22 protein-coding genes are annotated in these 23919 nt (G+C 39.2%); 17 read left to right on the top strand and 5 right to left on the bottom strand.

Translation table 11 applies throughout. From position 1 onward, the window contains the following. Positions 1 to 15 precede the first annotated feature (15 nt). The 4 genes from QUF91_RS16375 (at position 16) to QUF91_RS16360 (ending at position 2284) form a co-directional block, all read left to right on the top strand. Positions 16 to 201: a YpzG family protein gene (locus QUF91_RS16375; RefSeq protein WP_483308090.1), complete on the top strand. Its 186-nt coding sequence runs from the start codon at positions 16 to 18 to the stop codon at positions 199 to 201. Between the two features lie 145 nt (positions 202 to 346). Further along, positions 347 to 1222, top strand: a complete 876-nt coding sequence (locus tag QUF91_RS16370; protein WP_289418564.1) for a YwqG family protein — start codon at positions 347 to 349, stop codon at positions 1220 to 1222. 17 nt (positions 1223 to 1239) lie between these two features. After that, positions 1240 to 1713: a hypothetical protein gene (locus tag QUF91_RS16365; RefSeq protein ID WP_285394931.1), complete on the top strand. Its 474-nt coding sequence runs from the start codon at positions 1240 to 1242 to the stop codon at positions 1711 to 1713. Positions 1714 to 1945: 232 nt separating this feature from the next. Beyond that, entirely contained in the window at positions 1946 to 2284 is a 339-nt protein-coding gene (locus tag QUF91_RS16360; RefSeq protein ID WP_285394932.1) for a cupin domain-containing protein, read from the top strand. Between the two features lie 48 nt (positions 2285 to 2332). Here QUF91_RS16360 and QUF91_RS16355 read toward each other — a convergent pair whose 3' ends face one another. Then, entirely contained in the window at positions 2333 to 2818 is a 486-nt protein-coding gene (locus tag QUF91_RS16355) for a GNAT family N-acetyltransferase (protein ID WP_289418563.1), read from the bottom strand. Between the two features lie 69 nt (positions 2819 to 2887). On the opposite strand from QUF91_RS16355, the gene QUF91_RS16350 reads away from it, so the two are divergent. After that, a complete protein-coding gene (locus QUF91_RS16350) occupies positions 2888 to 3316 on the top strand; it encodes an NUDIX hydrolase (protein ID WP_289418561.1) in 429 nt (142 codons plus the stop codon). Between the two features lie 82 nt (positions 3317 to 3398). Here QUF91_RS16350 and QUF91_RS16345 read toward each other — a convergent pair whose 3' ends face one another. Beyond that, entirely contained in the window at positions 3399 to 4559 is a 1161-nt protein-coding gene (locus QUF91_RS16345; protein ID WP_285394936.1) for an aminotransferase class I/II-fold pyridoxal phosphate-dependent enzyme, read from the bottom strand. 2 nt (positions 4560 to 4561) lie between these two features. Beyond that, positions 4562 to 5677 carry a methionine biosynthesis PLP-dependent protein gene (locus tag QUF91_RS16340; RefSeq protein WP_285394937.1) on the bottom strand — a complete coding sequence of 372 codons (1116 nt, stop codon included), beginning with the start codon at positions 5675 to 5677 and terminating at the stop codon, positions 4562 to 4564. A 199-nt stretch (positions 5678 to 5876) separates the two neighbouring features. Between QUF91_RS16340 and QUF91_RS16335 the strand changes: the two genes are divergently transcribed. Further along, positions 5877 to 6425 carry a Rossmann-fold NAD(P)-binding domain-containing protein gene (locus tag QUF91_RS16335; protein WP_285394938.1) on the top strand — a complete coding sequence of 183 codons (549 nt, stop codon included), beginning with the start codon at positions 5877 to 5879 and terminating at the stop codon, positions 6423 to 6425. Positions 6426 to 6509: 84 nt separating this feature from the next. Here QUF91_RS16335 and mscL read toward each other — a convergent pair whose 3' ends face one another. Next, positions 6510 to 6899 (bottom strand): large conductance mechanosensitive channel protein MscL, encoded by a 390-nt coding sequence (mscL, locus tag QUF91_RS16330; protein ID WP_285394939.1) that lies wholly within the window; start codon positions 6897 to 6899, stop codon positions 6510 to 6512. A gap of 169 nt (positions 6900 to 7068) precedes the next feature. On the opposite strand from mscL, the gene QUF91_RS16325 reads away from it, so the two are divergent. Next, positions 7069 to 7767, top strand: coding sequence for a lytic transglycosylase domain-containing protein (locus QUF91_RS16325; RefSeq protein WP_285394940.1), 699 nt, complete (start codon positions 7069 to 7071; stop codon positions 7765 to 7767). 204 nt (positions 7768 to 7971) lie between these two features. Here the strand turns inward: QUF91_RS16325 and QUF91_RS16320 are convergent, their stop codons facing one another. Continuing rightward, entirely contained in the window at positions 7972 to 8229 is a 258-nt protein-coding gene (locus QUF91_RS16320) for a GlsB/YeaQ/YmgE family stress response membrane protein (RefSeq protein ID WP_285394942.1), read from the bottom strand. Positions 8230 to 9878: 1649 nt separating this feature from the next. Here QUF91_RS16320 and ltrA point away from each other — a divergent pair. From ltrA to leuC, 10 genes are all read left to right on the top strand, one after another. Continuing rightward, positions 9879 to 11141, top strand: coding sequence for a group II intron reverse transcriptase/maturase (ltrA, locus tag QUF91_RS16315; RefSeq protein WP_289416808.1), 1263 nt, complete (start codon positions 9879 to 9881; stop codon positions 11139 to 11141). Between the two features lie 128 nt (positions 11142 to 11269). Continuing rightward, positions 11270 to 12445 carry an amino acid deaminase/aldolase gene (locus QUF91_RS16310; protein ID WP_289418558.1) on the top strand — a complete coding sequence of 392 codons (1176 nt, stop codon included), beginning with the start codon at positions 11270 to 11272 and terminating at the stop codon, positions 12443 to 12445. Continuing rightward, positions 12433 to 13755, top strand: coding sequence for a D-arabinono-1,4-lactone oxidase (locus QUF91_RS16305; protein ID WP_289418556.1), 1323 nt, complete (start codon positions 12433 to 12435; stop codon positions 13753 to 13755). Before QUF91_RS16310 ends, QUF91_RS16305 begins: the two co-directional genes overlap by 13 nt. A 357-nt stretch (positions 13756 to 14112) precedes the next feature. Beyond that, a complete protein-coding gene (gene ilvD, locus QUF91_RS16300; protein ID WP_285394945.1) occupies positions 14113 to 15783 on the top strand; it encodes a dihydroxy-acid dehydratase in 1671 nt (556 codons plus the stop codon). Between the two features lie 458 nt (positions 15784 to 16241). Further along, positions 16242 to 18008, top strand: a complete 1767-nt coding sequence (ilvB, locus tag QUF91_RS16295) for a biosynthetic-type acetolactate synthase large subunit (RefSeq protein WP_289418554.1) — start codon at positions 16242 to 16244, stop codon at positions 18006 to 18008. Next, positions 18005 to 18520, top strand: a complete 516-nt coding sequence (gene ilvN / locus QUF91_RS16290; RefSeq protein WP_285394949.1) for an acetolactate synthase small subunit — start codon at positions 18005 to 18007, stop codon at positions 18518 to 18520. The genes ilvB and ilvN overlap by 4 nt, the downstream gene beginning before the upstream one ends. A gap of 98 nt (positions 18521 to 18618) precedes the next feature. Beyond that, positions 18619 to 19653, top strand: a complete 1035-nt coding sequence (gene ilvC, locus QUF91_RS16285) for a ketol-acid reductoisomerase (protein WP_053483880.1) — start codon at positions 18619 to 18621, stop codon at positions 19651 to 19653. Next, positions 19640 to 21178, top strand: coding sequence for a 2-isopropylmalate synthase (locus tag QUF91_RS16280; RefSeq protein WP_289418553.1), 1539 nt, complete (start codon positions 19640 to 19642; stop codon positions 21176 to 21178). Before ilvC ends, QUF91_RS16280 begins: the two co-directional genes overlap by 14 nt. A gap of 187 nt (positions 21179 to 21365) precedes the next feature. Further along, positions 21366 to 22466: a 3-isopropylmalate dehydrogenase gene (gene leuB / locus QUF91_RS16275; RefSeq protein WP_285394952.1), complete on the top strand. Its 1101-nt coding sequence runs from the start codon at positions 21366 to 21368 to the stop codon at positions 22464 to 22466. A gap of 16 nt (positions 22467 to 22482) precedes the next feature. Continuing rightward, on the top strand, positions 22483 to 23892 hold the full coding sequence (leuC, locus tag QUF91_RS16270) for a 3-isopropylmalate dehydratase large subunit (protein WP_289418552.1): 1410 nt from the start codon (positions 22483 to 22485) through the stop codon (positions 23890 to 23892). Positions 23893 to 23919 lie beyond the last annotated feature (27 nt).

Genomic DNA, 23919 nt, shown 5'->3' with positions numbered 1-23919 from the left:
AAAAAGGTTTCACTTATGAAATCTATATTGATGAGGAGGATGGCGCGAATGAGTAGGTTTGAACATTTAGACCCAAAATCTCAAAAAATCCACCGCAACTGGTCAAGGATTAAGCACTCAAAATCTCAAGTTAACGGTGAAACGGAGATCACACTCCATAACCGTCTCTTGAGAAGTGAAGCAAGAGCCCGACAGTTTTAATCATGCTAGAAAAGTAAGTGTCATCAAGCCCAGAACGTATTCTGGGTTTTTCTTTTGTGTATTGTTAAATTATAGGGTTTTTATTTTTGTTTTGGTAAAATGAATATATATGAAAAAAATACGAGATTTTAGGAGGGGAAACGAAATGAGTAACGTAGAAAAACTAAAAAAGGGATTAAAGGAATTTGGCTTAGCGCATAAAGCGGAGGAATTATTACCTTTCGCAAAGGAATCCATTCGAATGATGGTAAACCAATTACCTGAAGAAAAAATTCAGATTGGCAGCTCAAAAATGGGTGGCTGTCCGGATGTACCATCTGATTTCTCATGGCCACATACAAACGACAATAGACCGTTGTATTTTCTTTGCCAACTAAATCTAATAGAAATCAAGCCTAATGATACAAACAGCTTATTACCTTCGGAAGGTGTGCTATCCTTTTTCTATGATGCTGTCGAGCAACCTTGGGGATACGACCCGAAAGATCATGATGGCTTTAAAGTTTTCTATTTCTCTCAAGAGACTAGTAGCCTGAATAGAATGGAAATTCCCGCATCATTACACGAGCATGGTAACATCGACAGCGCGGCGCTACAATTTGAAAATGAATGGACACTTCCATCATGGGACTCGCCATACTCGATGTATTTACAAGAAATTTTAAGCGAAGAGGAGGCTGATAGCTATAGTGATTTTGAATACGAGTGGATGGAGATAGATGATTCTAGGGCTACTCATCGCATAGACGGTTATCCAGATGCGATTCAGGGTGACATGTATTTGGAATGTCAACTGGTAACAAATGGCTTATATTGTGGCGACTCAACAGGTTATAGCGATCCATTACGAAAGGAATTAGAGGCAGGAGCAACTGATTGGCGATTATTACTCCAAATTGATTCCGAAGATGATCTAGGGTTTATGTGGGGCGATAGTGGCAGATTGTACTTCTGGATTCGTGAGGAAGATTGTAAAAATAAACAATTTGATAAAGCATGGGTTGTTTTACAGTGCTTTTAACGGAGGAGGGTGATGGAATGCGAGATAGTACATTTATTCAAGACTATTTAACGAATACTGATGATGAAAAATTAGCGGAACATGTTTTTTGGATTGACTGGCGTGAAGACAATGCTGATATTGTCCATTATAGCGAGAAACGCTTAAACACAGGGAAGCTGACGTATGAGTATGTTGTAGACAATGAGAGAGGTGTTGAATTTTATATCATCTATGGTGATAAAAAATCCCTTGTAGTGATGGATGCTGATGATAGTTGTGATCCAACTATCATTGCCTTAAACGAGATTTTACAGCCTGATTATGAAATACGCATGTGGATGGAATCAAGAGGTTCAGATACATTAGGCTTTGTTTTCCTAACACCTGCTGAATGGTCAACTCTTGAACAGCAATTCGGATTAGAAAACGTACAAGAGTATTTTATGAGTATTACACCTGATACAAAAATATTCCGACTAACCTATGATGATGTCGAGCATCTGTTGTAGAATCGTAAGCTTTGAAAATAAGCTACATGACAATGACTATATAGATGATGTTCTAATGTATAAAATGATTCGTAAATAGCTCATCACCAAAAATTGTGGATGACATATATGCCCTGTAAATTAGTTGATCTTCGTTCCGACTGGGCGACTCCAGAAAATCAACCACACGTTATGGTGATGAGTCTCACTAATAATAATTGTGAGTTTTAATAGAAAGGAGCATACAAATTACATGAAAATATATAAATTCACACAAGAGTTGGCCAATCAAATTAATAATTATCAATCAATGAATTCTTTTTATACGAAAATCATGAAAACGGTGGAACCTACTAATATTGGCTTCATCTATATAGAGCCAGGTGGTGTTGTTGGAATGCACGAGGCGCCAGTCCCACAGTTATTTATTGTTATTCAGGGTGAGGGATGGATTTGTGGTAAAGATAAAGAGAAAGTAAGTATAAAAACTGGAGACGGTGTACTTTGGCAAACAGGAGAGGCGCATGAATCTGGGAGTCATACAGGGTTAACAGCATTAGTCATCCAATCCGAGCATATCAATCTTGCATAGATTACATAAATTAAATCATCAAGAGTAACGGAGTAGATTGTAGCTCCGTTATTCTATTGTTAAGCCGAGTTTAACTGTTTTTAATATATGCCCATCGAAAACGTCATCAAATTCCTCTATTTTCAAAAAGCCTTTTGCTTGATAAAAATTCATACCAATTGTATTTTCTTTCTCTACACAAACGATAACTGACGTTAAATCTGGAAACATGTTGATACCCTCTTGTAAGAGTGCTGTACCAATACCTTTGCCCTGTGTTTCAGGTAGTAAATAGATTGCGAATAGTTCAGCCACACCATTAACCACATTAGAAAAATTTGCAAAGCCTACTACCGACTCTTCAAATATAGCAACTAAAAATGGACTACTATCTAGACGTAGTTTCAATCGATCGTAACTATAAGCAGCTTGTAAAAATCGATCTTGGATGTTACGTGGAATGATTCCCTCGTATGTTTTGTGCCAGCTTTTCTTGGCAATTTCTTGTACAAAAATGATGTCATTCTCTTGCATCTGTCGTATAATTAATGTCAACACTTTTTACCTGCAATTCCAATTTTTCTATTTATTGTAACATTAAATAACTCGAAGGGGGATGACTTCATGCAAGTTGTTGAAAAAGCGTTTGGCTATATTACGAGGGAGCATGAGGGGCAGTTACAAGTGCTAGTATTTGAGCAAAATACAGAAGGAGTAGGAATTCAAATTCCTAAAGGCACGGTAGAAGCAGGGGAAACACCGCAAGAGGCTGTAACCCGAGAGATGTTTGAAGAGACAGGTTTATTCGATTTAACAGTTAACGGGTTAATTGCCCAAGATTATTTTAATCACCATTCAGGGGTTCTACAAAAACGTTATTTTTATCATTTAACTACGAAGGAAAAACGAGATACATGGCAGCATTGTCCTACAGGTGAAAACGAGTCAGGTTTTGTGTTTTCATTTTACTGGATTTCAGACGAGCATGAAGTGACATTAGCTCAAGGACATGGAGATTATTTGTATCGAGTATTGGCTCGTGTGAAGAATTGATTGTTATCTATTTAAAAGCTGTATTTAATTGAACAAAACCGCGTCTCTCAATATAAGAGACGCGGTTGTTTTGTCAATTTTTCTAAGCTTTTGCGGCAACCTCTAATGCTTGAGCAAAATCTGCAATTAGATCGTCAACATGCTCAAGACCAACTGAAAAACGTAATAGTCCATCCGTAATTCCACGTTTTTCACGCTCTTCAGGCTCCATTGCTGCATGACTCATTTTAGCAGGGTAGGATAAGATCGATTCAACGCCACCAAGAGAGACAGCGAAAACTGGAATTTTCATCGCTTCTACAAGTGCTTTTGCCTCTTTATAGCTTGGTAGGCGGAAAGAAAGAACTGCGCCTGCACTCGTGCACTGATTATGATGAATCTCATAGCCAGGATGTGAGGCAAGCCCTGGGTAGTATACTTGCTCAACAAGTGGATTTGCAGCTAAAAACTCCGCAATCTTTTGTGCCGACTCAGCAGAACGACCATAACGCACATCTGTTGTTTTAATATTTTGCAATAGTGTAAAGGAGTCCTGCACACCTAATATATTGCCGAATGAATTTTGGATAAAGTATAAATCCTGACCAAGCTTTTCGTCAGCAGTTACTGTCAATCCTGCAATAATATCAGAGTGCCCAGATAAAAATTTTGTAGCAGAATGAATAACAACATCGACACCTAGCTCAAGTGGACGTTGGTGTAAAGGTGTCATAAAAGTATTGTCTAAAAATGTTAAGCAATGATGCTGTTTGGCTAGAGCAACAATTCCGCGAATATCTGTGATGCCAAGTGTCGGATTTGACGGTGTTTCCATATAGAGCAGTTTTGTAGCTGGTGTAATGGCTGCTTCAACCGCCTCTAAATCTGTGAAATCAACGAAAGTATGGGAAATACCGAAGCGTGGTAAAACTTTGGAGACGAAGCGGTATGTTCCTCCATAAACATCCTCCGTAATGACCATATGATCACCCTGAGATAATAGCATTAATGCTGCAGATACAGCTGCAATTCCAGAAGAAAATGCATGGGCACGTACTCCGCTTTCAAGCTCTGCGACTGCTTTTTCTAGTGCATCACGTGTAGGGTTACCAGAACGAGCATAGTCATATTCACCAAATTCATCGATACTCTCTTGATGGAAAGTAGATGATAAATACATAGGCACATTGACTGCACCTTTTTTATTTTCATAGCCGTCACGAACTCCTGCGTGAATTAGGCTTGTTTCAATATGTTGCTTCATCTTTAAGCCTCTTTTCTAAGGATATCGAATACTTGTTTTAAATCCGCAATTAAATCTTCAGCCTCTTCAACGCCAACAGAGAAGCGCAATAATCGGTCACAAACACCACGTTCAATACGTTCTTCATAAGGCATATCTGCATGTGTTTGAGTAGCAGGATACGTAATAAAGCTTTCAACACCACCAAGGCTTTCAGCAAAGGTAATTAACTTCAAGTTACGAAGGAATGGGTCAATCCAGTCAGCCTTTTTCAAGCGGAATGAAAGCATGCCACCTTTTCCTGTGTATAGCACGTCTGTCACAAGTTCTTCTTCTTCTAAATAGGCAGCAATTGCTTTACCGTTCGCATCGTGCTGCTTTAATCGAAGATGCATCGTTTTTAAGCCACGAATAAGCAACCAGGAATCCATCGCACCTAATACCATCCCGCTACCATTATGAATAAAGCCAATACGTTCTGCTAATTCAGCACCTTTTGCGACAACTAAACCAGCTAACACATCATTATGTCCGCCTATATATTTAGTAGCAGAATGAATGACAATGTCAGCACCTAATTCGATGGGGCGTTGGAAATATGGTGTATAGAACGTATTATCAACAATTAACCACGCACCGTGCTTGTGAGCTAATTCAGCATACACTTGCAAATCAAATTCCTGCATAAGCGGATTCGTTGGCGTTTCAATGAAAAGAGCACGCGTATTGTCATTGATTAATGCTTCTACCTGCTCAACTGATTCAAATTTAGAGTAAACAGGCTTAATATTGTATGTCTCTTCGAAGAAATTAAAAAGTCGATATGTACCTCCATATAAATCATCAGGTACAACTAATTCATCACCAGGCTTAAACAACGATAGAACTAGTTGAATGGCTGCCATGCCAGAGCTACAGGCAAAGCCCATATCTCCACCCTCTAAATCAGCAATTCCCGCTTCTAATAGGGCACGAGTTGGATTTTTGGTACGTGCATAATCAAAACCAGTGGATTCACCAATACCAGTGTGTTTGTAAGCTGTCGATAAATGAATTGGTGGGCTAACAGCGCCTGTTCTCGGATCACTTAAATTCCCCAGTTGTACAAGTTTTGTTTCAATACTTCTGTTGTTTGTCATGTCGTCACTCTTTTCTTCATTATAATATCGGGCAGGCAAAATATCCTGAAATACTAGACCACATTTCCCATATTCTAAATAATTGTTATCAATTTAACATGTATACTAAAGAAGAACAAGATGATTTCAGAAAATTGGTGATATTATTTGTGGGAAATCACCTAGGAATAGTAGGATATGTAAAAAGGAGGAGAGTTAAATGAGGAATTGGCTTGTAATTGGAGGAACAGGAATGCTAAAGGATGTTTCTTTATGGCTTCTACAGCAAGGTAATCATGTAACCGTTATTGGGAGACAACAAAAGAAAATGCAAAGTTTGATAAATGATGTTAAAAATGATTCGAAATTGTCACCTTTAAGAGTTGATTATACGAATTACAATAGCTTTAAATTAGCATTAATAGAGTCTCAGCAAACTAATGGATCATTTGATTGTATTATTGCTTGGATTCATGGTTCTGATAAAAGAATTTGGGAGTCACTTTTCCAAGCAATTCCTAACACAAAAAATGTGATTTTATACCATATAAAAGGGAGTAGCTCTTACATAAATAATGACCGTACAAAAAGTTATTTACCTTGTAGTATAATTTATCGAGAGGTAAAACTTGGATTTATTATAGAAAGCAACAACTCCTCAAGATGGCTAACAAATAATGAAATTGCACAAGGAATTATCGATGCAATACAACAAGAAATACCAGAAAAACATGTGGGTGTGTTTGAACCATGGAATTTGCGTCCTTAAAGAAATAAATCTATTAAACAAAAAGAATCTGCCTATTTCCTCGGTTTATCCAAGGGAAATTAGACAGATTCTTTTCAGTATAGTTTAAGCTTGCTCTTTTTTTAATAAATCTCGAATTTCTTTTAGAAGCTCTTCTTTAGCATCTAATTTTGGTGCCGGCTCTTCCACAACAGCTTCTTCTTTTTTACGAGTTAGCTTTGTCATAATTCTTAATGCCATGAAAATTGCAAAGGCAATAATTAAAAAGTCAATGATTGACTGTAAAAATACACCTAATTTTACTTGAGCAGTACCTGAGCCATATACAAAGCTCTCTGTCAAATCAATACCACCAGTTAAAACACCAACTAATGGCATAATGATATTTTCAACTAAGGAGGTAACAATTTTACCGAAAGCACCACCAATTACTACTGCCACTGCTAGATCGACAATATTGCCTTTCATAGCAAACTCTTTAAAGTCTTTCCACAAAATAAATTCCTCCTATTTTTATCCTTATAAAATAATCGAATTATATTTTACTATATTTTTCCCTTTCATTTCAACTATTAAAATATTGGTAATCATATACTAAAAAGGCTACGACATAAAACGAAAATTTTGGTAATATAGAAATAGAATACAAGATTAGGTGTGACATATGGCGAAAAAAAAGAAGAAAAAACCGATGCTATCGCCTTCCGCCCAATTGGGCATGATAGCATTATTAATACCAATAGCGATAATTGTTTATGTATTCGCTTTTTTTGCATGGAAGGAGCTACAAACATTACCGATATTTGAAAAACTAGAGCAAGAAAAGGCAATAGAAGAAATTCAACAAAATTTCGATATGGAAATTCCTGAGCAATATATTCCTGTTTATGTAGCGGCAGAAGAGAAATACGGTGTACCTTGGACATTACTTGCCGCCCATCATCGAGTTGAAACACGCTTCTCCTCAATGAAATCACTTGTATCACCAGCCGGGGCAGAAGGACATCTGCAATTTATGCCTTGTACATTTGTAGGTTGGCAACATCCTTCCTGCTCAGGATTAGGAAAAGGGGATATACCGAAGGCTGAATTAATGAATCCAGTATCAATAAAAAAATATGGTGGATTTGGTGTAGATGCTAACGGAGATGGTCTGGCAGATCCTTATGATATTGAGGACGCTATATTTAGTGCAGCGAATTATTTATCGAAAAATGGTGCAGCAAATGGTGATGTGAAGGGAGCTGTTTTTCAGTACAATCACAGTGATGAATATGTTGAAAAGGTGTTATATTATTTCAATTTATATAATGATTATCATGATGAACTGAAAGAAGTCGTCCTTTTAAATACGGAAAAATAAAGAGGCTGGAACAAAAAAAATTCTACATCAGAAAAGTTTATTGTTGTATCACTATTAATTAGATTTGACATGCCTCCCGTAAAATCCTTGGGGATCAGCGGCTCATCGAACGCTCCAGAATCACCTTTCGTTTTGTCGAAGAGCTACAATTATTTTCAAAAATAAATAAAGAGCCATCAAAAAAGATGGCTCTTTATTACATATTTAGGTTGCTTTGTGCATACTTTTTAAAATAAAGCTTACAATGAAAATCAGCACGATAGCACCAATTAATGCTGGGAATACGTAAAAATTACTAACTCGCCAACCCCAGTTACCAAGAACCATACTACCAATCCAAGAACCGACAATCCCTGCAACAATATTTCCGATGACGCCGCCAGGTACATCTTTACCTAAAATGACGCCTGCTAACCAACCTAAAAGCCCGCCAATGATTAAATACCAAATGAAGCTAATCATTTTTTTCATCTCCTTAAACTTAAGATATAATGGCGATTGCTTAGTTATGCCCTGAAAGGAACAGATTAAACGCGTCTAGCTTCTTTGGTAATCATTACAATTTTGCGAAATGGTTTTTATGACTTAACAACTGTTGCGCCTAACGTATGCTCAAAATGACGTCATGCCCATTCATGACCTGCATCATCAAAACTTGAAACACCATCTGCATAAACAACCGTTGAAATGCTCAAATTATAGGCATCAACTTCAGTATGTAAAATATAAAATCAGTACAAACGCCACTAAATGAATTTCTTTGATACCTCTTTCTCAGTAAATACACTATATCGAGTTTTATCGAGCCAAAAAACTTTTTTGTTGTTATAAATTTCACCAAAAACAGCGTCCTTTAGTGCCGCGAACTTTATGAGGTGGAAATAACTTTGATTCAGGATGAAATGGATCCTCTTCCTCATGCAGGTCATTCGAAAAAAAACAAATTCGTTCTTAGCAATAAATATTCAAATTAAGGATGAGATTTTTTAAATTTCATTCGAGCAGAGTCTCCAATTTCTAGAGGTTTGAGTTGAATGCAGTTGCTTTTGTGTATATCCAAATATCAATTGAATGAAGATAAAGCCTCCGGACGCAAATACGCCAAGGCGAAATTGATCTAATAATGCTTGACCGGGCTCACCATTTTAGTTTTCCATCAGTAGCTCCAAAATCATACATATAATCTACAACTAATAGAGCCTTTTTCAACGTTTCCACTCTCTTTATAGGTATAATTTCGCTTTTATCATGCCATATTTGGGCCTGTTTGTCAGAAAAATGATTCAAATTTAATATTAAGAATAGTTTGAAAATTGGTTTTTCTGAGAGTATAATGTGAAAAAAGGAGAGTGTTCAATATGAATATGACAGCTATGAAACGTTTAAATCGACAAGGATTTCTTATTGCAGGCTTACATCTTCTAGTAATGTTAAACTTTGCGGCGGAATTTTTATTCGCCTCTTAATCTCTCAAATAAAATAGAAAGGTGAGTTAAATGCTAGTCCAATTCTAAAACAACCGTGAAGGCAAATGTTATTGTGTCCACGGTTGTTTTTTATGTGCGCCCGGCATGCGTATGAACTATAGGGTGCAAGTCCCGAACCCCGAAGACAGAAGTAGAGGTTAGCCAAGAGCAAGGGTGTCCGTGGCGACGCGGAATCTGAAGGAAGCTGGAGGCAAAACACCGGTCCGAGGAACACGAATCTCATATAAGGCTAGGTATGATTGGATGAGTGTGCATAACAACACAAAGTCCTTTCTGTCGAAGGTCATATCGAGTAAATGAGGCGGATAGATGGTGTGAAAGTGCATGCGCTTACCCGGGGAGGTCTGATGGAAACGCAAAGTACACTTTGTAACCTACTTAGCGATAGGTAGCTGAACCATCAGAAGTCAGCAGAGGTCATAGTACCATTCACTTCTAGAATGAATGGGAAGGACCGAACAATTCGGAGAGAATAGCCCTTGGCATGCAGTTTTCTATGGTAAACACAGAAAATCCAGAAGGACCGACTTAATGGAGGTAATGGTGAATCCCATGAGGGACATTGAGCGGGTGCAGTAGAAACTGTTATAAGAAGACAAGCTATTCACGGAGGAGTCGAACGAGATGCTAATGAATCAAATATTATCACGGGAGAATCTGCTTCTCGCACTCAAACGGGTGGAACGAAACAAAGGGAGTCATGGAGTAGACAAAATGCCCGTAAAATTCCTACGACAGCATGTAGTCGAAAACTGGCTAACGATTAAGAAGCAAATTCTTGAGGGAACCTACCAACCACAACCAGTTCGCAGAATCGAAATCCCGAAACCTGACGGCGGTGTGCGACTATTAGGAATCCCAACCGTGACAGACCGACTCATTCAACAGGCGATTGCCCAAGTGCTATCCAACCTATATGACCCGAACTTCTCGAATCATAGTTACGGATTTCGACCAAAACGAAGTGCTCACGATGCAATCCGAGAAGCCAAAGGTCATATAAAAGAAGGATACCGCTGGGTAGTAGATATGGACTTAGAGAAATTCTTCGACAAAGTAAACCATGACCGTCTAATGAGTACATTAGCGAAGAAAATTTCTGATAAACCTCTACTCAAGCTGATTCGTAGATACTTACAATCGGGTGTCATGATAAATGGTGTCGTTTATGATACAGATGAAGGAACACCCCAAGGGGGCCCACTGAGTCCACTTCTCTCAAATATTGTGCTGGATGAATTAGACAAAGAATTAGAGAAACGTGGTCATAAATTTGTCCGTTACGCCGATGACTGCAATATTTATGTGAAAACAAAACGAGCAGGAGAACGAGTGATGGCAAGTATCAAAACCTTTATTGAGAAGACGCTACGATTGAAAATAAATGAGAAGAAATCCGCAGTGGCTCGTCCTTGGCAACGTAAATTCCTAGGATTTAGCTTTACCTCCCGCAAAGAACCACAAGTTCGAATTGCGAAAGAGAGCATAAAGCGAATGAAGAACAAAATTCGGGAATTAACAGCTAGAAAGAAGCCATTTCCAATGGAGTACCGAATTCAACAATTGAATCAATATTTAATTGGGTGGTGTGGCTACTTTGCATTAGCGGATACGAAATCAATATTTGAATCACTGGATGGATGGATTAGAAGAAGACTTCGCATGTGTTTATGGAAGAATTGGAAAAAGCCTCGTACGAAAGTGTGCAACCTCATTCGTTTAGGAGTTCCAGACTGGAAGGCTTACGAATGGGGCAATACTCGCAAGAGTTACTGGCGTATCTCGAAAAGTCCAATATTACACAGAACCCTTGATAACTCTTATTGGAGTAACCAAGGGCTCAAAAGTCTGCAAGCTCGTTATGAAATCTTGCGTTATTCATCTTAATTGAACCGCCGTATACGGATCCGTACGTACGGTGGTTGGAGAGGTCGGGAGTTAATCACTCCCTCCTACTCGATTGTCTTGAGGGAATTTGCATAGAGGACATATAGTACAAATAGAGGGGTGATAGAATGACAACTAGATTTGATCGAGCGTTCCGTGAACTAGAGCGACCATTTGCTTGGTTGGACTTTGATGCACTGGATAACAATATTACAACTGTACACAACTCTTGTGGAGAGAAAAATATTCGTATTGCGACGAAATCAGTTCGTTCTGTGGAAATGTTACGTTATTTACAAAAAAACCTCCCAAATGTGACTGGATTTATGACGTTTACAGCGGCAGAAACAATTTTTTTACTTCAACAGCATTTTGATGATTTGCTACTAGGGTACCCAGTGATGGAAGAAGCTACTGTTCGACAGTTATTACATTTTGTAAAGGCGGGGAAAACGGTCACTTTTATGGTGGATAAGCAGGAACATATAAAATTTTTGGCTGAGCTAGGGCAAGAGCTAGGCGTTCTTGTGAGGGTATGCATTGATATTAATGTTTCCAATGATTTTAAAGTTCTTTATTTTGGTACAAAACGCTCTTCACTTCATTCACTCGAGTCACTCACACCATTTCTTGAATATATTAAAAATCAATCATTTATTGAAGTAGTTGGAGCTATGGGCTACGAAGCTCAAATTGCAGGAGTCGGTAATCGTCCAGCAAATGCTGTTAAAGGGAGAATTATAGACGTAATGCAATTGCAAGCCAAAAAGCAAGTTACCCAGTTTCGTAGATTGGCTATTGCTCATATAAAAGCGTATTTTCCAACTCTGCGTTTTGTAAATGGTGGAGGCTCAGGAAGTATGGCCTACACCGCACAACAGAAAGAGGTAACAGAAATTACGGTTGGCTCTGCGTTTTATGCACCAGCTTTGTTTGACCAATTTACGCATTTACAGCTTGAAAAGGCAGCTGGATTTGCTTTAAGGGTAACAAGAAAACCAGAAAAAAATATTGTTGTTTGTCATGGTGGAGGTTATACAGCGTCAGGAGCAATCGGTGCTGATCGATTACCGGTATTCTATGAACCAACCTTTTTTTCGTATTTTAATTTAGAAGGAGCAGGAGAAGTTCAGACACCGATTCAGGTAAGGCGTAAAAAAGTCAATGTGGGAGACACGCTATATTTTCGACATGCTAAGGCTGGTGAGTTGTGCGAAAGATTCCAAGTGTTACATGGAATTAGAGGGGACAAGTTTATAGGAACTTATACAACCTATAGGGGGAATGGACAATGTTTTCTATAGATAAGTGGGGTAATGGGGAGAAGTGGACGAACTGGGCTGGTAATGTAATCTCTTATCCGTCTGAGATGTACTTACCTCAATCTATTGAAGAGGTTACAAATATCGTGAAGCATGCACGTGAATTAGGAAAAACGATTCGTGTAACAGGTGCGGCTCACTCCTTTAGCGCTGTTGCAATGCCTGAGCATATAGCACTCTCTTTACATAATATGCGTGGGCTAATAGCTATGAATGAAGATAGGCAAGAAGCGACATTTTCGGCTGGCACGTATTTATATGAAATAGGACCATTACTTGCAAAGTATGGCTTTGCCCTTATGAATATGGGAGATATTCAGGAGCAAACGATTGCTGGAGCGGTGTCAACAGGTACCCATGGAACAGGTGTAACACTTGGTTCGTTATCTTCAACTGTAACAAAATGGGGTTTTGTAGATGGTACAGGTACGTATAGAGAGCATATTAGAGGAATGGATGATTTATCGGAAGCTTTACATGTTTCACTCGGCTTGCTTGGAGTGCTTGTGCAAGTAACAATCAAGGTGATACCGCTGTACAGCTTACATTATGTGGGCACAAGAGATACTTTAGAAAATGGGCTGGCGATATTTGCTGAAGATATTCGACAGCATCGACATGTTGAGTGGTTTTATTTTCCTGGTAGCGAAACCATTCAAGTGAAGCGCATGAATGCTGTAGCACCTGTTTATCAGAGTGATTGGAGTAAGAGAATGGAAGCCTTGAAACTTCAAATAGTAGAGAATGGTGCTTTTTATGCTATTTCAGAGCTTTGTAAATGGAGGCCTTCGTTAAGTGGTGCGATGAGTAAATTAGCAGCAGCCAATGTTGTTGAAGGGGAGAAAACGGGGATCAGTTATGAAATTTATCCGTCTCCACGTAGTGTAAAGTTCCAAGAAAGTGAATATGCTATTCCATTAGCGCAATTTGAGGCGTGTATGGAAGAGATACACGAAACCTTTAAAAAAGGAATTTTTAATGTACATTTTCCGTTAGAATGTCGGACAACGGCAGGAGAAGCAGGTTATTTAAGTCCTACCCAAGGACAAGAATCAGCATTTATTGCCTTTCACATGTATAAAGGGATGCCGGAAGAGCCTTATTTTGAATGGGTTCATACGATGATGAAAAAATATAAAGGACGACCACATTGGGGCAAACAAAATCATTTAACGGCTAACTATGTGTATGAGCTATATCCAGATATCGAAAAATTTTTAGCGATTCGTCATCAATATGATCCTGATCATGTGTTTTTTACAGGCTACTTAAGAAAATTATTCACATTGTAAGCGTTATTTCATTATATAGCTATTCAATCTCCTTTAAAGGATTTGAAACATTTTTTGAAAGATTATTAAAAAAATTTAAATTTGAACGAAATGTCAAAATATTTATCAAAACGAGATAAAAGTGATGCTTAATCAGCATGAAAACGATTTCAAAATTTGCTAGATTATTTAAATTGTTTAAACAATTCAAAAAATAGTGTTGACGAGACCTTTTTTTCGTACTATGATAACAACAATTTAACACGTTCGTTACAGTAGTTAGTTGTCTTCAAGGCAATTAACATATACACAAAAATGAAATAGACAGAACATTTTGTATAAAGCAACGAACATAGCAATAAATGAGGGGCGTTTAAAATGAGAAGTGACATGATTAAAGTAGGCGTAGATCGTGCGCCACATCGAAGTCTTTTATATGCAACTGGCAAAGTAAAAGCAAAAGATCTAGGCAAGCCATTTATCGGGGTTTGTAATTCATATATCGACATTATTCCAGGTCACGTTCATTTACGTACATTTGCTGATGTTGTCAAAGAGGCCATTATTGAAGCGGGTGGTATTCCATTCGAATTTAACACAATCGGTGTAGATGATGGTATTGCAATGGGGCACATTGGTATGCGTTACTCGTTACCAAGCCGTGAAATTATCGCAGACTCTGCTGAAACAGTTATAAATGCACACTGGTTTGATGGCGTATTCTATATTCCTAACTGTGACAAAATTACACCGGGGATGTTAATGGCAGCAGTTCGTACGAACGTACCATCAATTTTCGTATCTGGTGGTCCAATGGAGGCAGGTACTTCTGCTACTGGTAAGCAGCTTTCATTAACTTCAGTTTTTGAAGGTGTAGGGGCTCTTAAATCAGGCAAAATGTCATCTGAAGAGCTGTTAGATATTGAAAATAATGCATGCCCAACATGTGGTTCATGTTCAGGAATGTTTACTGCAAACTCTATGAACTGCTTAATGGAAATGCTAGGAGTAGCTTTACCTGGTAATGGAACAATCGTAGCTACTTCTGAAGAGCGCCATAAGCTTATTAAAGAAGCTGCTAAACAATTAGTCCGTATGATTAAAGAGGATATTAAGCCTCGTGACATTATTACAAAAGAAGCAATAGATGATGCATTTGCACTTGATATGGCGATGGGTGGTTCGACAAACACAGTCCTCCATACATTAGCAATCGCCAATGAAGCTGAAATCGATTATAACATTGAAGATATTAATAAAGTTGCAGAGCGTGTTCCATATCTAGCGAAAATTATGCCTGCTTCAGATATTTCAATGGATGATATTAATAAAGCAGGTGGCGTTAGTGCCATTATTAATGAATTGACATCTATTCCAGGTGCTATTCATCCAGATCGTCCAACTGTTGCAGGAGTGACAATGGGTGAGCTTGTAAAGGATTATCATATTACAAATGATCAAGTTATTCGTACGAAAGACAATCCTTATAGCCCAGTTGGTGGTTTATCGGTGTTATTTGGCAATATCGCTCCAGATGGCTCTGTTATTAAAGTAGGTGCTGTAGACCCTTCTATTAAAGTATTCAAGGGCGAAGCAATCGTCTTTGAATCACAAGAAGCTGCACAGGAAAACATTGATAATGGGACAGTTAAAGAGGGTCATGTAGTCGTCATTCGTTACGAAGGACCAAAAGGTGGCCCAGGGATGCCTGAAATGCTTGCACCAACGTCTGCGATTCAAGGTCGTGGTCTTGGTACAAAGGTTGCGTTAATTACAGATGGACGTTTCTCAGGTGCATCTCGCGGTATTTCAATCGGACATATTTCACCAGAGGCAGCAGAAGGCGGTCCAATCGCTTTAGTAGAGAACGGTGACATGATCACAATTGATCTACCAAATCGTACGATCAATTTAGAAGTTTCAGATGAAGTATTAGCTGAACGTCGTGCAAAACTACCGGTATTTGAACCGAAAATTAAACGCGGATGGTTGGCAAGATATTCAAAATTAGTAACAAGCGCCTCTACAGGTGGCGTCATGAAAATTTAATAAGTTAAAGCGTTGATGAGGTAAAAGGTTCTAGAGCCTTGTATCTACCAGAGAGCCGGTCGTGCTGGAAGCCGGCGATACAACTAGATCCGACATCCCCTCGGAGCGAGCTATTAAACGCGCATTCGCCATTAGATAGCTCCGGGCATAATCGAAAGTGCTCGTTATTAATGAATAAATGATTTATGACACCTTATTGGATGCGGATTTTCTCGCATTGGTGCATAAATGCTTACATTTATTCACGAGGTAGCAATTATTTGCTATAAAAAAGGGTGGTACCATGGAAAGTCTTTTTCATCCCTACGTAAGGTAGTTCTTTGCGTGTGGAGAAAAAGGCTTTTTATTTTTTTGACAATGTTAGCAGGAGTCTCTTTATAAGGAGACATCCAGCTTATATCACTTCACTGATGCGCATTACTAATGTGAAATTGAATGATAAGAAGGAGGCATATTTGATGAGTGCGAATGTTTCTATCAATGAAAAAGAAGAATTAACAACAACAGCAAAAGCTGAACAAACCTATCAAGCGAAAGATGGTGCTGACGTATTAGTGCAAGCATTGCATGAACAAGGTGTTGAAATTGTTTTTGGTTACCCTGGTGGAGCGGTACTACCAATCTACGATGCAATGTATAAAAATCCGATTCGTCATATATTAACTAGACATGAACAAGGTGCAATCCATGCAGCGGAAGGTTATGCACGTGTTTCCAATAAACCTGGTGTTGTCATTGCAACGAGTGGTCCAGGGGCAACAAACCTAGTAACAGGTATTGCTGATGCGATGATTGATTCCATTCCATTAGTTGTTTTCACTGGTCAAGTTGCAACGTCTGTAATTGGTACAGATGCTTTCCAAGAAGCGGACATTATGGGCATTACAACACCAATCACAAAGCACAATTATCAGGTGCAGGATGTCAATGATATCCCGCGCATCGTTAAAGAGGCTTTCCATATTGCAAGCACTGGTCGAAAGGGCCCTGTTGTAGTAGATTTCCCGAAAAACGTTTCTCAAATGTTATTTGATATAGAGAACCCACCACAAGCACCTGAAGAAATTTATTTACCAGGTTATCAGCCAACATACAAACCGAACTATTTACAAATTCAAAAGGCCATTCAGGCAATTTCATTGGCCAAAAGTCCATTAATTTTAGCTGGAGCTGGTGTACTCTTTGCAGATGCCAAAGAAGAACTAACTGCATTCGCTGAGAAATATCGTATCCCTGTAACGAACACTTTATTAGGGCTTGGTTCAATCCATGGAGAACATGAATTATTCCTCGGTATGGCTGGTATGCATGGAACTGTAACTGCGAATACAGCTATTACAAAAGCAGATTTATTATTGAATATTGGTGCTCGTTTTGATGACCGTTTAACTGGTGATTTAGCAACATTTGCTCCGAATGCAACGATCGTACACATTGATATTGATCCAGCGGAAATTGGGAAAAATGTCCCGACTGATATTCCAATTGTTGCAGATGCCAAAGAAGCATTAAAAGCGTTATTGAAAAAAGACTTCAAAGGTCCAGAGACAACAGAATGGCTAGCATTCTTAAATAATCATGCAAACGAATATCCATTATGGTACAACAAGGTGCCTGGGGACAAAGTAATTTTACCGCAAGAAGCATTGGAGCTTGTGCATAAAATTACAGAAGGTGACGCAGTTGTTACTACAGATGTTGGTCAGCATCAAATGTGGGCTGCGCAATATTATCGCTTAAACAATGATCATGGTTGGGTAACGTCTGGTGGACTTGGTACGATGGGCTTCGGCTTCCCAGCTGCAATTGGCGCCCAGTTTGCGAAGCCAGACAAAAAAGTTGTAGCTATTGTAGGAGATGCAGGATTCCAAATGACTGCACAAGAGCTTTCTATCCTACAAGAATTCAACTTACCGGTAAAAATCGTGATTTTAAATAACAGCTGTTTAGGAATGGTACGCCAATGGCAAGAAACATTTTATGAAGAGCGTTATTCATCTTCACTTATGCCGATCCAACCAGATTTTGTTAAATTAGCCGATGCATATGGCATTAAAGGCTATCGAATTGACACAATCGACGAAGCGGAATGTATTTTCCGTGAGGCACTACTTTCTGATGAGCCAGTGTTAATCGATTGTCGCGTTAAACAGCTTGAATGTGTGTACCCAATGGTAGCACCAGGCAAAGGCTTACATGAAATGATTGGGGTGAAAAAGAATTGAAACGAGTAATTACAGTAACAGTGATTAACCAGAGCGGTGTGTTAAACCGTGTAACAGGTTTACTTATGAAGCGTCAATTCAATATTGAATCAATCACAGTTGGTCATACTGAACAGCCAAACTTTTCGAAAATGACTTTTGTTGTAAACGTAGAGGATGAGCGTAAAATTGAACAGCTAGTGAAGCAATTATCAAAGCAAATTGATGTGCTAAAGGTCAATGACATTACAGATAAATCGATCGTATTACGCGAGTTAGCACTTGTGAAAGTAATTTCACCACCAAACTTACGACTGGAAATGAATTCAATTATCGAACCATTCCGTCCACAAATTATTGATACAGCGAAAAACGTTGTCACATATCAAGTAGTAGGACATCCAGAGAAGATTGATGCCTTTATTGAACTAATTCGACCTTATGGTATTAAAGAATTAACGCGTACAGGGGCTACTGCATCTGTCCGTGAAACACAAAAAATCTCAAATACGCAGCTCTCTATTTTAAAATAGTTTGCATATAAAATTGAAAGCTTTGGATTTATGACCCTTAGTCGGGTTATTCGCATCCGAAGTAAAAAAATAAACCCAAATTTAGGAGGAAACAAACAATGGCTACAATGTACTATGATCAAAACATCAACGAGGAAGTATTAAAAGGAAAAAAAATCGCAATCATCGGTTATGGCTCACAAGGTCACGCACATGCATTAAACCTTAAAGAATCAGGATTCGATGTAGTAGTAGGAGTTCGTCCAGGCGGATCTTTCGATGCAGCCAAAGCTGATGGATTAGATGTAAAAACTGTTGCTGAAGCAGCACAAGAAGCAGATGTGATCCAAATTTTACTTCCTGATGAGCGTCAAAAAGCTGTATATGAAGCTGAAATCGCTCCACATCTTGAAGCAGGTAAAGCACTTATGTTTGCACACGGCTTCAACATTCACTTCGGTCAAATTACACCACCAGCAGATGTTGACGTATTCTTAGTTGCGCCGAAAGGTCCAGGACACTTAGTTCGTCGTCAGTTCCAAGAAGGTGCTGGTGTACCAGGCTTATTCGCAATTCACCAAGATGCAACTGGTCAAGCGAAAGATATAGCTCTTGCTTACGGTAAAGGAATCGGTGCAGCTCGTGGTGGATTACTTGAAACGACATTCAAAGAAGAAACTGAGACTGATTTATTCGGTGAGCAAGCAGTACTTTGTGGTGGTGCTACACAATTAGTTAGAGCTGGTTTCGAAACATTAGTAGAAGCAGGGTACCAACCAGAGTTAGCATACTTTGAAACACTTCACGAATTAAAATTAATCGTTGATCTAATGTTTGAAGGTGGTATGGCAACAATGCGTTACTCAGTATCAGATACAGCTGAGTGGGGTGACTATGTTGCAGGACCACGTATTATCGACGACTCTGTAAAAGCTCGTATGAAAGATGTTTTAACAGATATCCAAGATGGTACATTCGCTCGCCGTTGGATTCAAGAAAACGAAAATGGTCGTCCAGAATATACAAAATTCAAAGAAGCTGGTGCAAATCACCAAATCGAAGAAGTTGGTGCTAAATTACGTGCTATGATGCCATTCATCAACGAAGGTAAAGAAAAAGTTGTGAGAGAAGTGGCTACAAGTGCGAAAAATTGATATTTTCGACACAACACTTCGCGACGGCGAACAATCTGCTGGTATTAACTTAAACACAGCAGAGAAAATTGAAATCGCCAAGCAACTGGAGCGCCTAGGAGTGACAATTATTGAAGCAGGTTTTCCTGCTTCGTCACCTGGCGACTTTGATGCGGTCAATCGCATTGCAGGTACAGTGAAAAACTCCATCGTTACAGGTTTAGCTCGCTGTGTACAAAAGGATATCGACACAACTTGGGAAGCGATTAAAGTAGCGGAGCAGCCACATATTCATATTTTCTTAGCAACTTCCCCAATTCATATGGAATACAAGCTAAAAAAAACACCCGATCAAGTGGTAGAACAAGCGATTGAAGCTGTAAAATATGCGAAAAAATTCTTTCCGCTTGTGCAATGGTCAGCAGAAGATGCATTCCGTTCAGACCGAGAATTTTTAGTGCGTATTATGAATGAAATTGTTGCGGCTGGTGCGACAACCATAAATGTACCTGACACAGTAGGATATGCATCACCACAAGAATATGGTGCATTATTTAAATTCCTGCTTGAAAACGTAAAAGGTGCTGAAAAGGTAAAATTCTCTGCACATTGCCACGATGACCTAGGTATGGCAACTGCTAATACGATTGCAGCCATTGAAAATGGTGCCTCGCAAGTAGAGGGTACGATTAACGGTATTGGCGAGCGCGCTGGAAATGTTGCGCTTGAAGAAATTGCAGTTGCACTTCATATTCGCCAAGATATTTACCGTGTAGAGACAGGAATTCATTTACAAGAAATTAAACGTACATCTCAATTAGTCAGTAAATTGACGAATGTAGTTATTCAGCCGAATAAAGCTATTGTTGGTAAAAACGCATTTGCACACGAATCAGGTATTCACCAAGACGGTGTGTTAAAAAATCCAGAAACGTATGAGATTATTTCACCTGCTCTTATCGGTGAAGGTGAAGTACCGCTCGTTCTTGGCAAACACTCAGGTCGCGCAGCATTCCGTGATCGAGCAGAAACAATGGGCTTTAATCTTTCGGATGAAAAAATCAATAAAGCATTCACTGAATTTAAAAAATTGGCTGATCGTAAAAAAGAAATTACAGAAGAAGATTTACTAACTCTTCTTACAGAACAACAAATTCAAGTAGAAGATGTGCCACTCTTCGAACTGAAGATGGTACAGGTGCAATATGGTACAGAAAATATACCAACAGCAACAGCGATTGTTTTAACACCAGAAGGTCTAGAGAAAACAGTTGTTGCAACAGGTTCAGGCTCGGTGGAAGCTATTTTCAATACGCTTGAGCAACTTGTACAAGGAGATATTCATGTGATTGATTACCGAGTTACGTCTGTCGGTAAAGGGCGAGATGCACTCGGTGAAGCCGTGATTAATATCCGCTATGATGATGTATCGACAACTGGACGCAACTCATCACAGGATGTTTTAGAAGCATCGGCAAAGGCTTATTTAAATGCTATAAACCGTCATTTAATTCAAGTAAGCCTTCGTGCACAGCCTGTAAGCTAATCGATCATCAAGCTTCTCGTGAGTGTCACAGTTTTTAGTGGTAGTGAATTGTAAGAGCTTCATTCACATCCAAATGAATTATGCCAATTACGCGTGGTCGTAATTGATGACCCTCACCTATTACTATAGGTGAGAGTCTTACTAAAATGGCGTATTTCAACGCTATAAAAAGAAAGGTGTTTTGACGATGGAGAAAAAAATTACAGTACTTCCTGGTGACGGAATTGGGCCAGAGGTTGTTGCTTCTGCTGTACGTGTATTACAGGTGATTGGAAAGCGATTTAACCATAAATTCCATTTAGGCTATGCAACAATCGGAGGCGCTGCCATCGACCAACACAATAATCCACTACCAGATGAAACGATTGAGATGTGCGAAAATAGTGACGCTATTTTACTAGGAGCCGTTGGTGGTCCGAAATGGGATCGTAACCCACCAGAATTACGTCCAGAAAAAGGGTTATTACGTATTCGCAAGCACTTTGACTTATTCGCAAATCTACGTCCAGTAAAGGCGTTCCCGAGTTTACTAGATGCTTCACCATTAAAGCGTGAAGTAGCCGAAAACGTCGATTTAATGATTGTACGTGAACTAACAGGCGGCGTATACTTCGGGGAACCACGTATGCGTACTGAGAATGGCGCGATTGATACAACTGTTTACTCAACTGCAGAAGTTGAGCGTATCGTTGAAAATGCCTTTGAATTAGCACGTTTACGTGGAGGTAAATTATGCTCTGTTGATAAGGCAAATGTACTTGAAACAAGTCGCTTATGGCGTGAAGTTGTAGAAGCGAAGAAAAAAGATTATCCAGATGTGTATGTGGAGCACAATTTAGTAGATTCTGTTGCTATGAAATTAATTACAAATCCTAGTCATTATGATGTGGTAGTTACTGAAAATATGTTTGGAGATATTTTAAGTGATGAAGCATCTGTTATTACAGGCTCTTTAGGTGTACTACCATCTGCATCCATTCGCGGAGATAATTTTGGTCTATATGAACCAGTACATGGCTCAGCACCGGAAATTGCTGGTCAAGGTGTAGCAAATCCAGCTGCAACAATTCTTTCAGTTGCCATGATGCTACAATATTCATTTGGCTTAAAAGAAGAGGCTGCTGAAATTGAACGTGCTGTAGGTGCAGTTTTTGATGATGGTTATTTCACAGCAGATCTTGCACGTGATGGCGGTCGAATACTATCGACGAATGAATGGACAGATAAAGTAATTAACGAGATTGATACAAGCTTTGTTTCAGAAAGCATTATGACAACATACATTTAAGAAATGAGTGAAGATAATGGGTAAAAATATAATTGAAAAGATTTGGGATAAACACGTTGTTTATCAGGAAGAGGGCAAACCGGACCTGTTATATATTGATCTCCATTTAATTCATGAAGTAACTTCTCCGCAAGCTTTTGAAGGTCTACGTTTGAACGGACGTCAAGTACGTCGTCCAGATTTAAGCTTTGCGACAATGGATCATAACGTGCCTACAAAAAATCTACCGACGATTCATGATCCAATTGCACGTAACCAAATTGAGACGTTAGCTAAAAATGCTGAAGAATTTGGCGTTGAGCTTGCAGGAATGGGGCATCCGGACCAAGGGATTGTTCACGTAATTGGACCTGAGTTAGGATTAACTCAGCCTGGTAAAACGATTGTCTGTGGTGACTCCCATACATCTACACATGGTGCGTTCGGAGCGATTGCCTTCGGTATTGGTACATCTGAGGTAGAACATGTAATGTCAACACAAACGCTATGGCAAAACAAGCCAAAAACAATGGAAATTCGTGTAGAAGGTGAGCTTCCTGTAGGTGTAGCTGCAAAAGATATTATTTTAGCGATTATTTCTAAATTCGGTATCAGTGTCGGCACAGGACATATTGTGGAATTCACTGGAGAGGCTATCCACAAGCTTTCTATGGAAGAACGGATGACAATTTGTAACATGTCGATCGAGGCTGGTGCGAAGGCAGGGCTAATATCTCCTGACCAAACGACTGTTGACTATATCCGTGGACGTAAACATGCACCACAAGGAGAAAAGTTTGAGGAAGCAGCAGATTATTGGTTAAGTTTAGTGTCCGATGAAGATGCAACATATGATACAGTTCGAATCATTCAAGCAGAAGAAATTGAGCCAATCATCACTTGGGGAACGAATCCGTCCATGGGTTCAGGTGTTTCAAGTAATGTTCCAACACAGGCAGATTATGAGGATGAGTCAGATAAAGCCGCTCTTCGTAAAGCACTTGCCTACATGGGCTTAGAAGAAGGTCAACCATTAACTTCAATCGATATCCAACACGTATTTATCGGTTCATGTACAAATTCACGCATCAGTGATTTACGTGCAGCAGCAAATATCATCAAAGGACGTAAGGTGCATGGAAATGTAACAGCTATCGTTGTACCAGGCTCATATTCGACGAAAATACAAGCAGAAGCAGAAGGATTAGATAAAATCTTTACAGATGCTGGCTTTGAATGGCGTGAGACAGGTTGCTCAATGTGTCTGGCGATGAATGATGATGTAGTACCGGCTGGTGAACGCTGTGCATCAACATCAAACCGTAACTTTGAAGGACGCCAAGGAGCTGGATCTCGTACACACTTAGTATCACCGCCAATGGCAGCGGCAGCAGCAATTGCTGGTCACTTTGTAGATGTTCGTGAATTCGTAAAGGAAACTGTGTAATTTTTTATCTTCATTACACGGAAGGGA

Source organism: Lysinibacillus sp. G4S2, from assembly GCF_030348505.1.
Classification (GTDB): domain Bacteria; phylum Bacillota; class Bacilli; order Bacillales_A; family Planococcaceae; genus Lysinibacillus.
The sequence above is the reverse complement of the archived record's forward strand: the minus strand, read 5'-3'. Positions and strand labels throughout refer to the sequence as shown.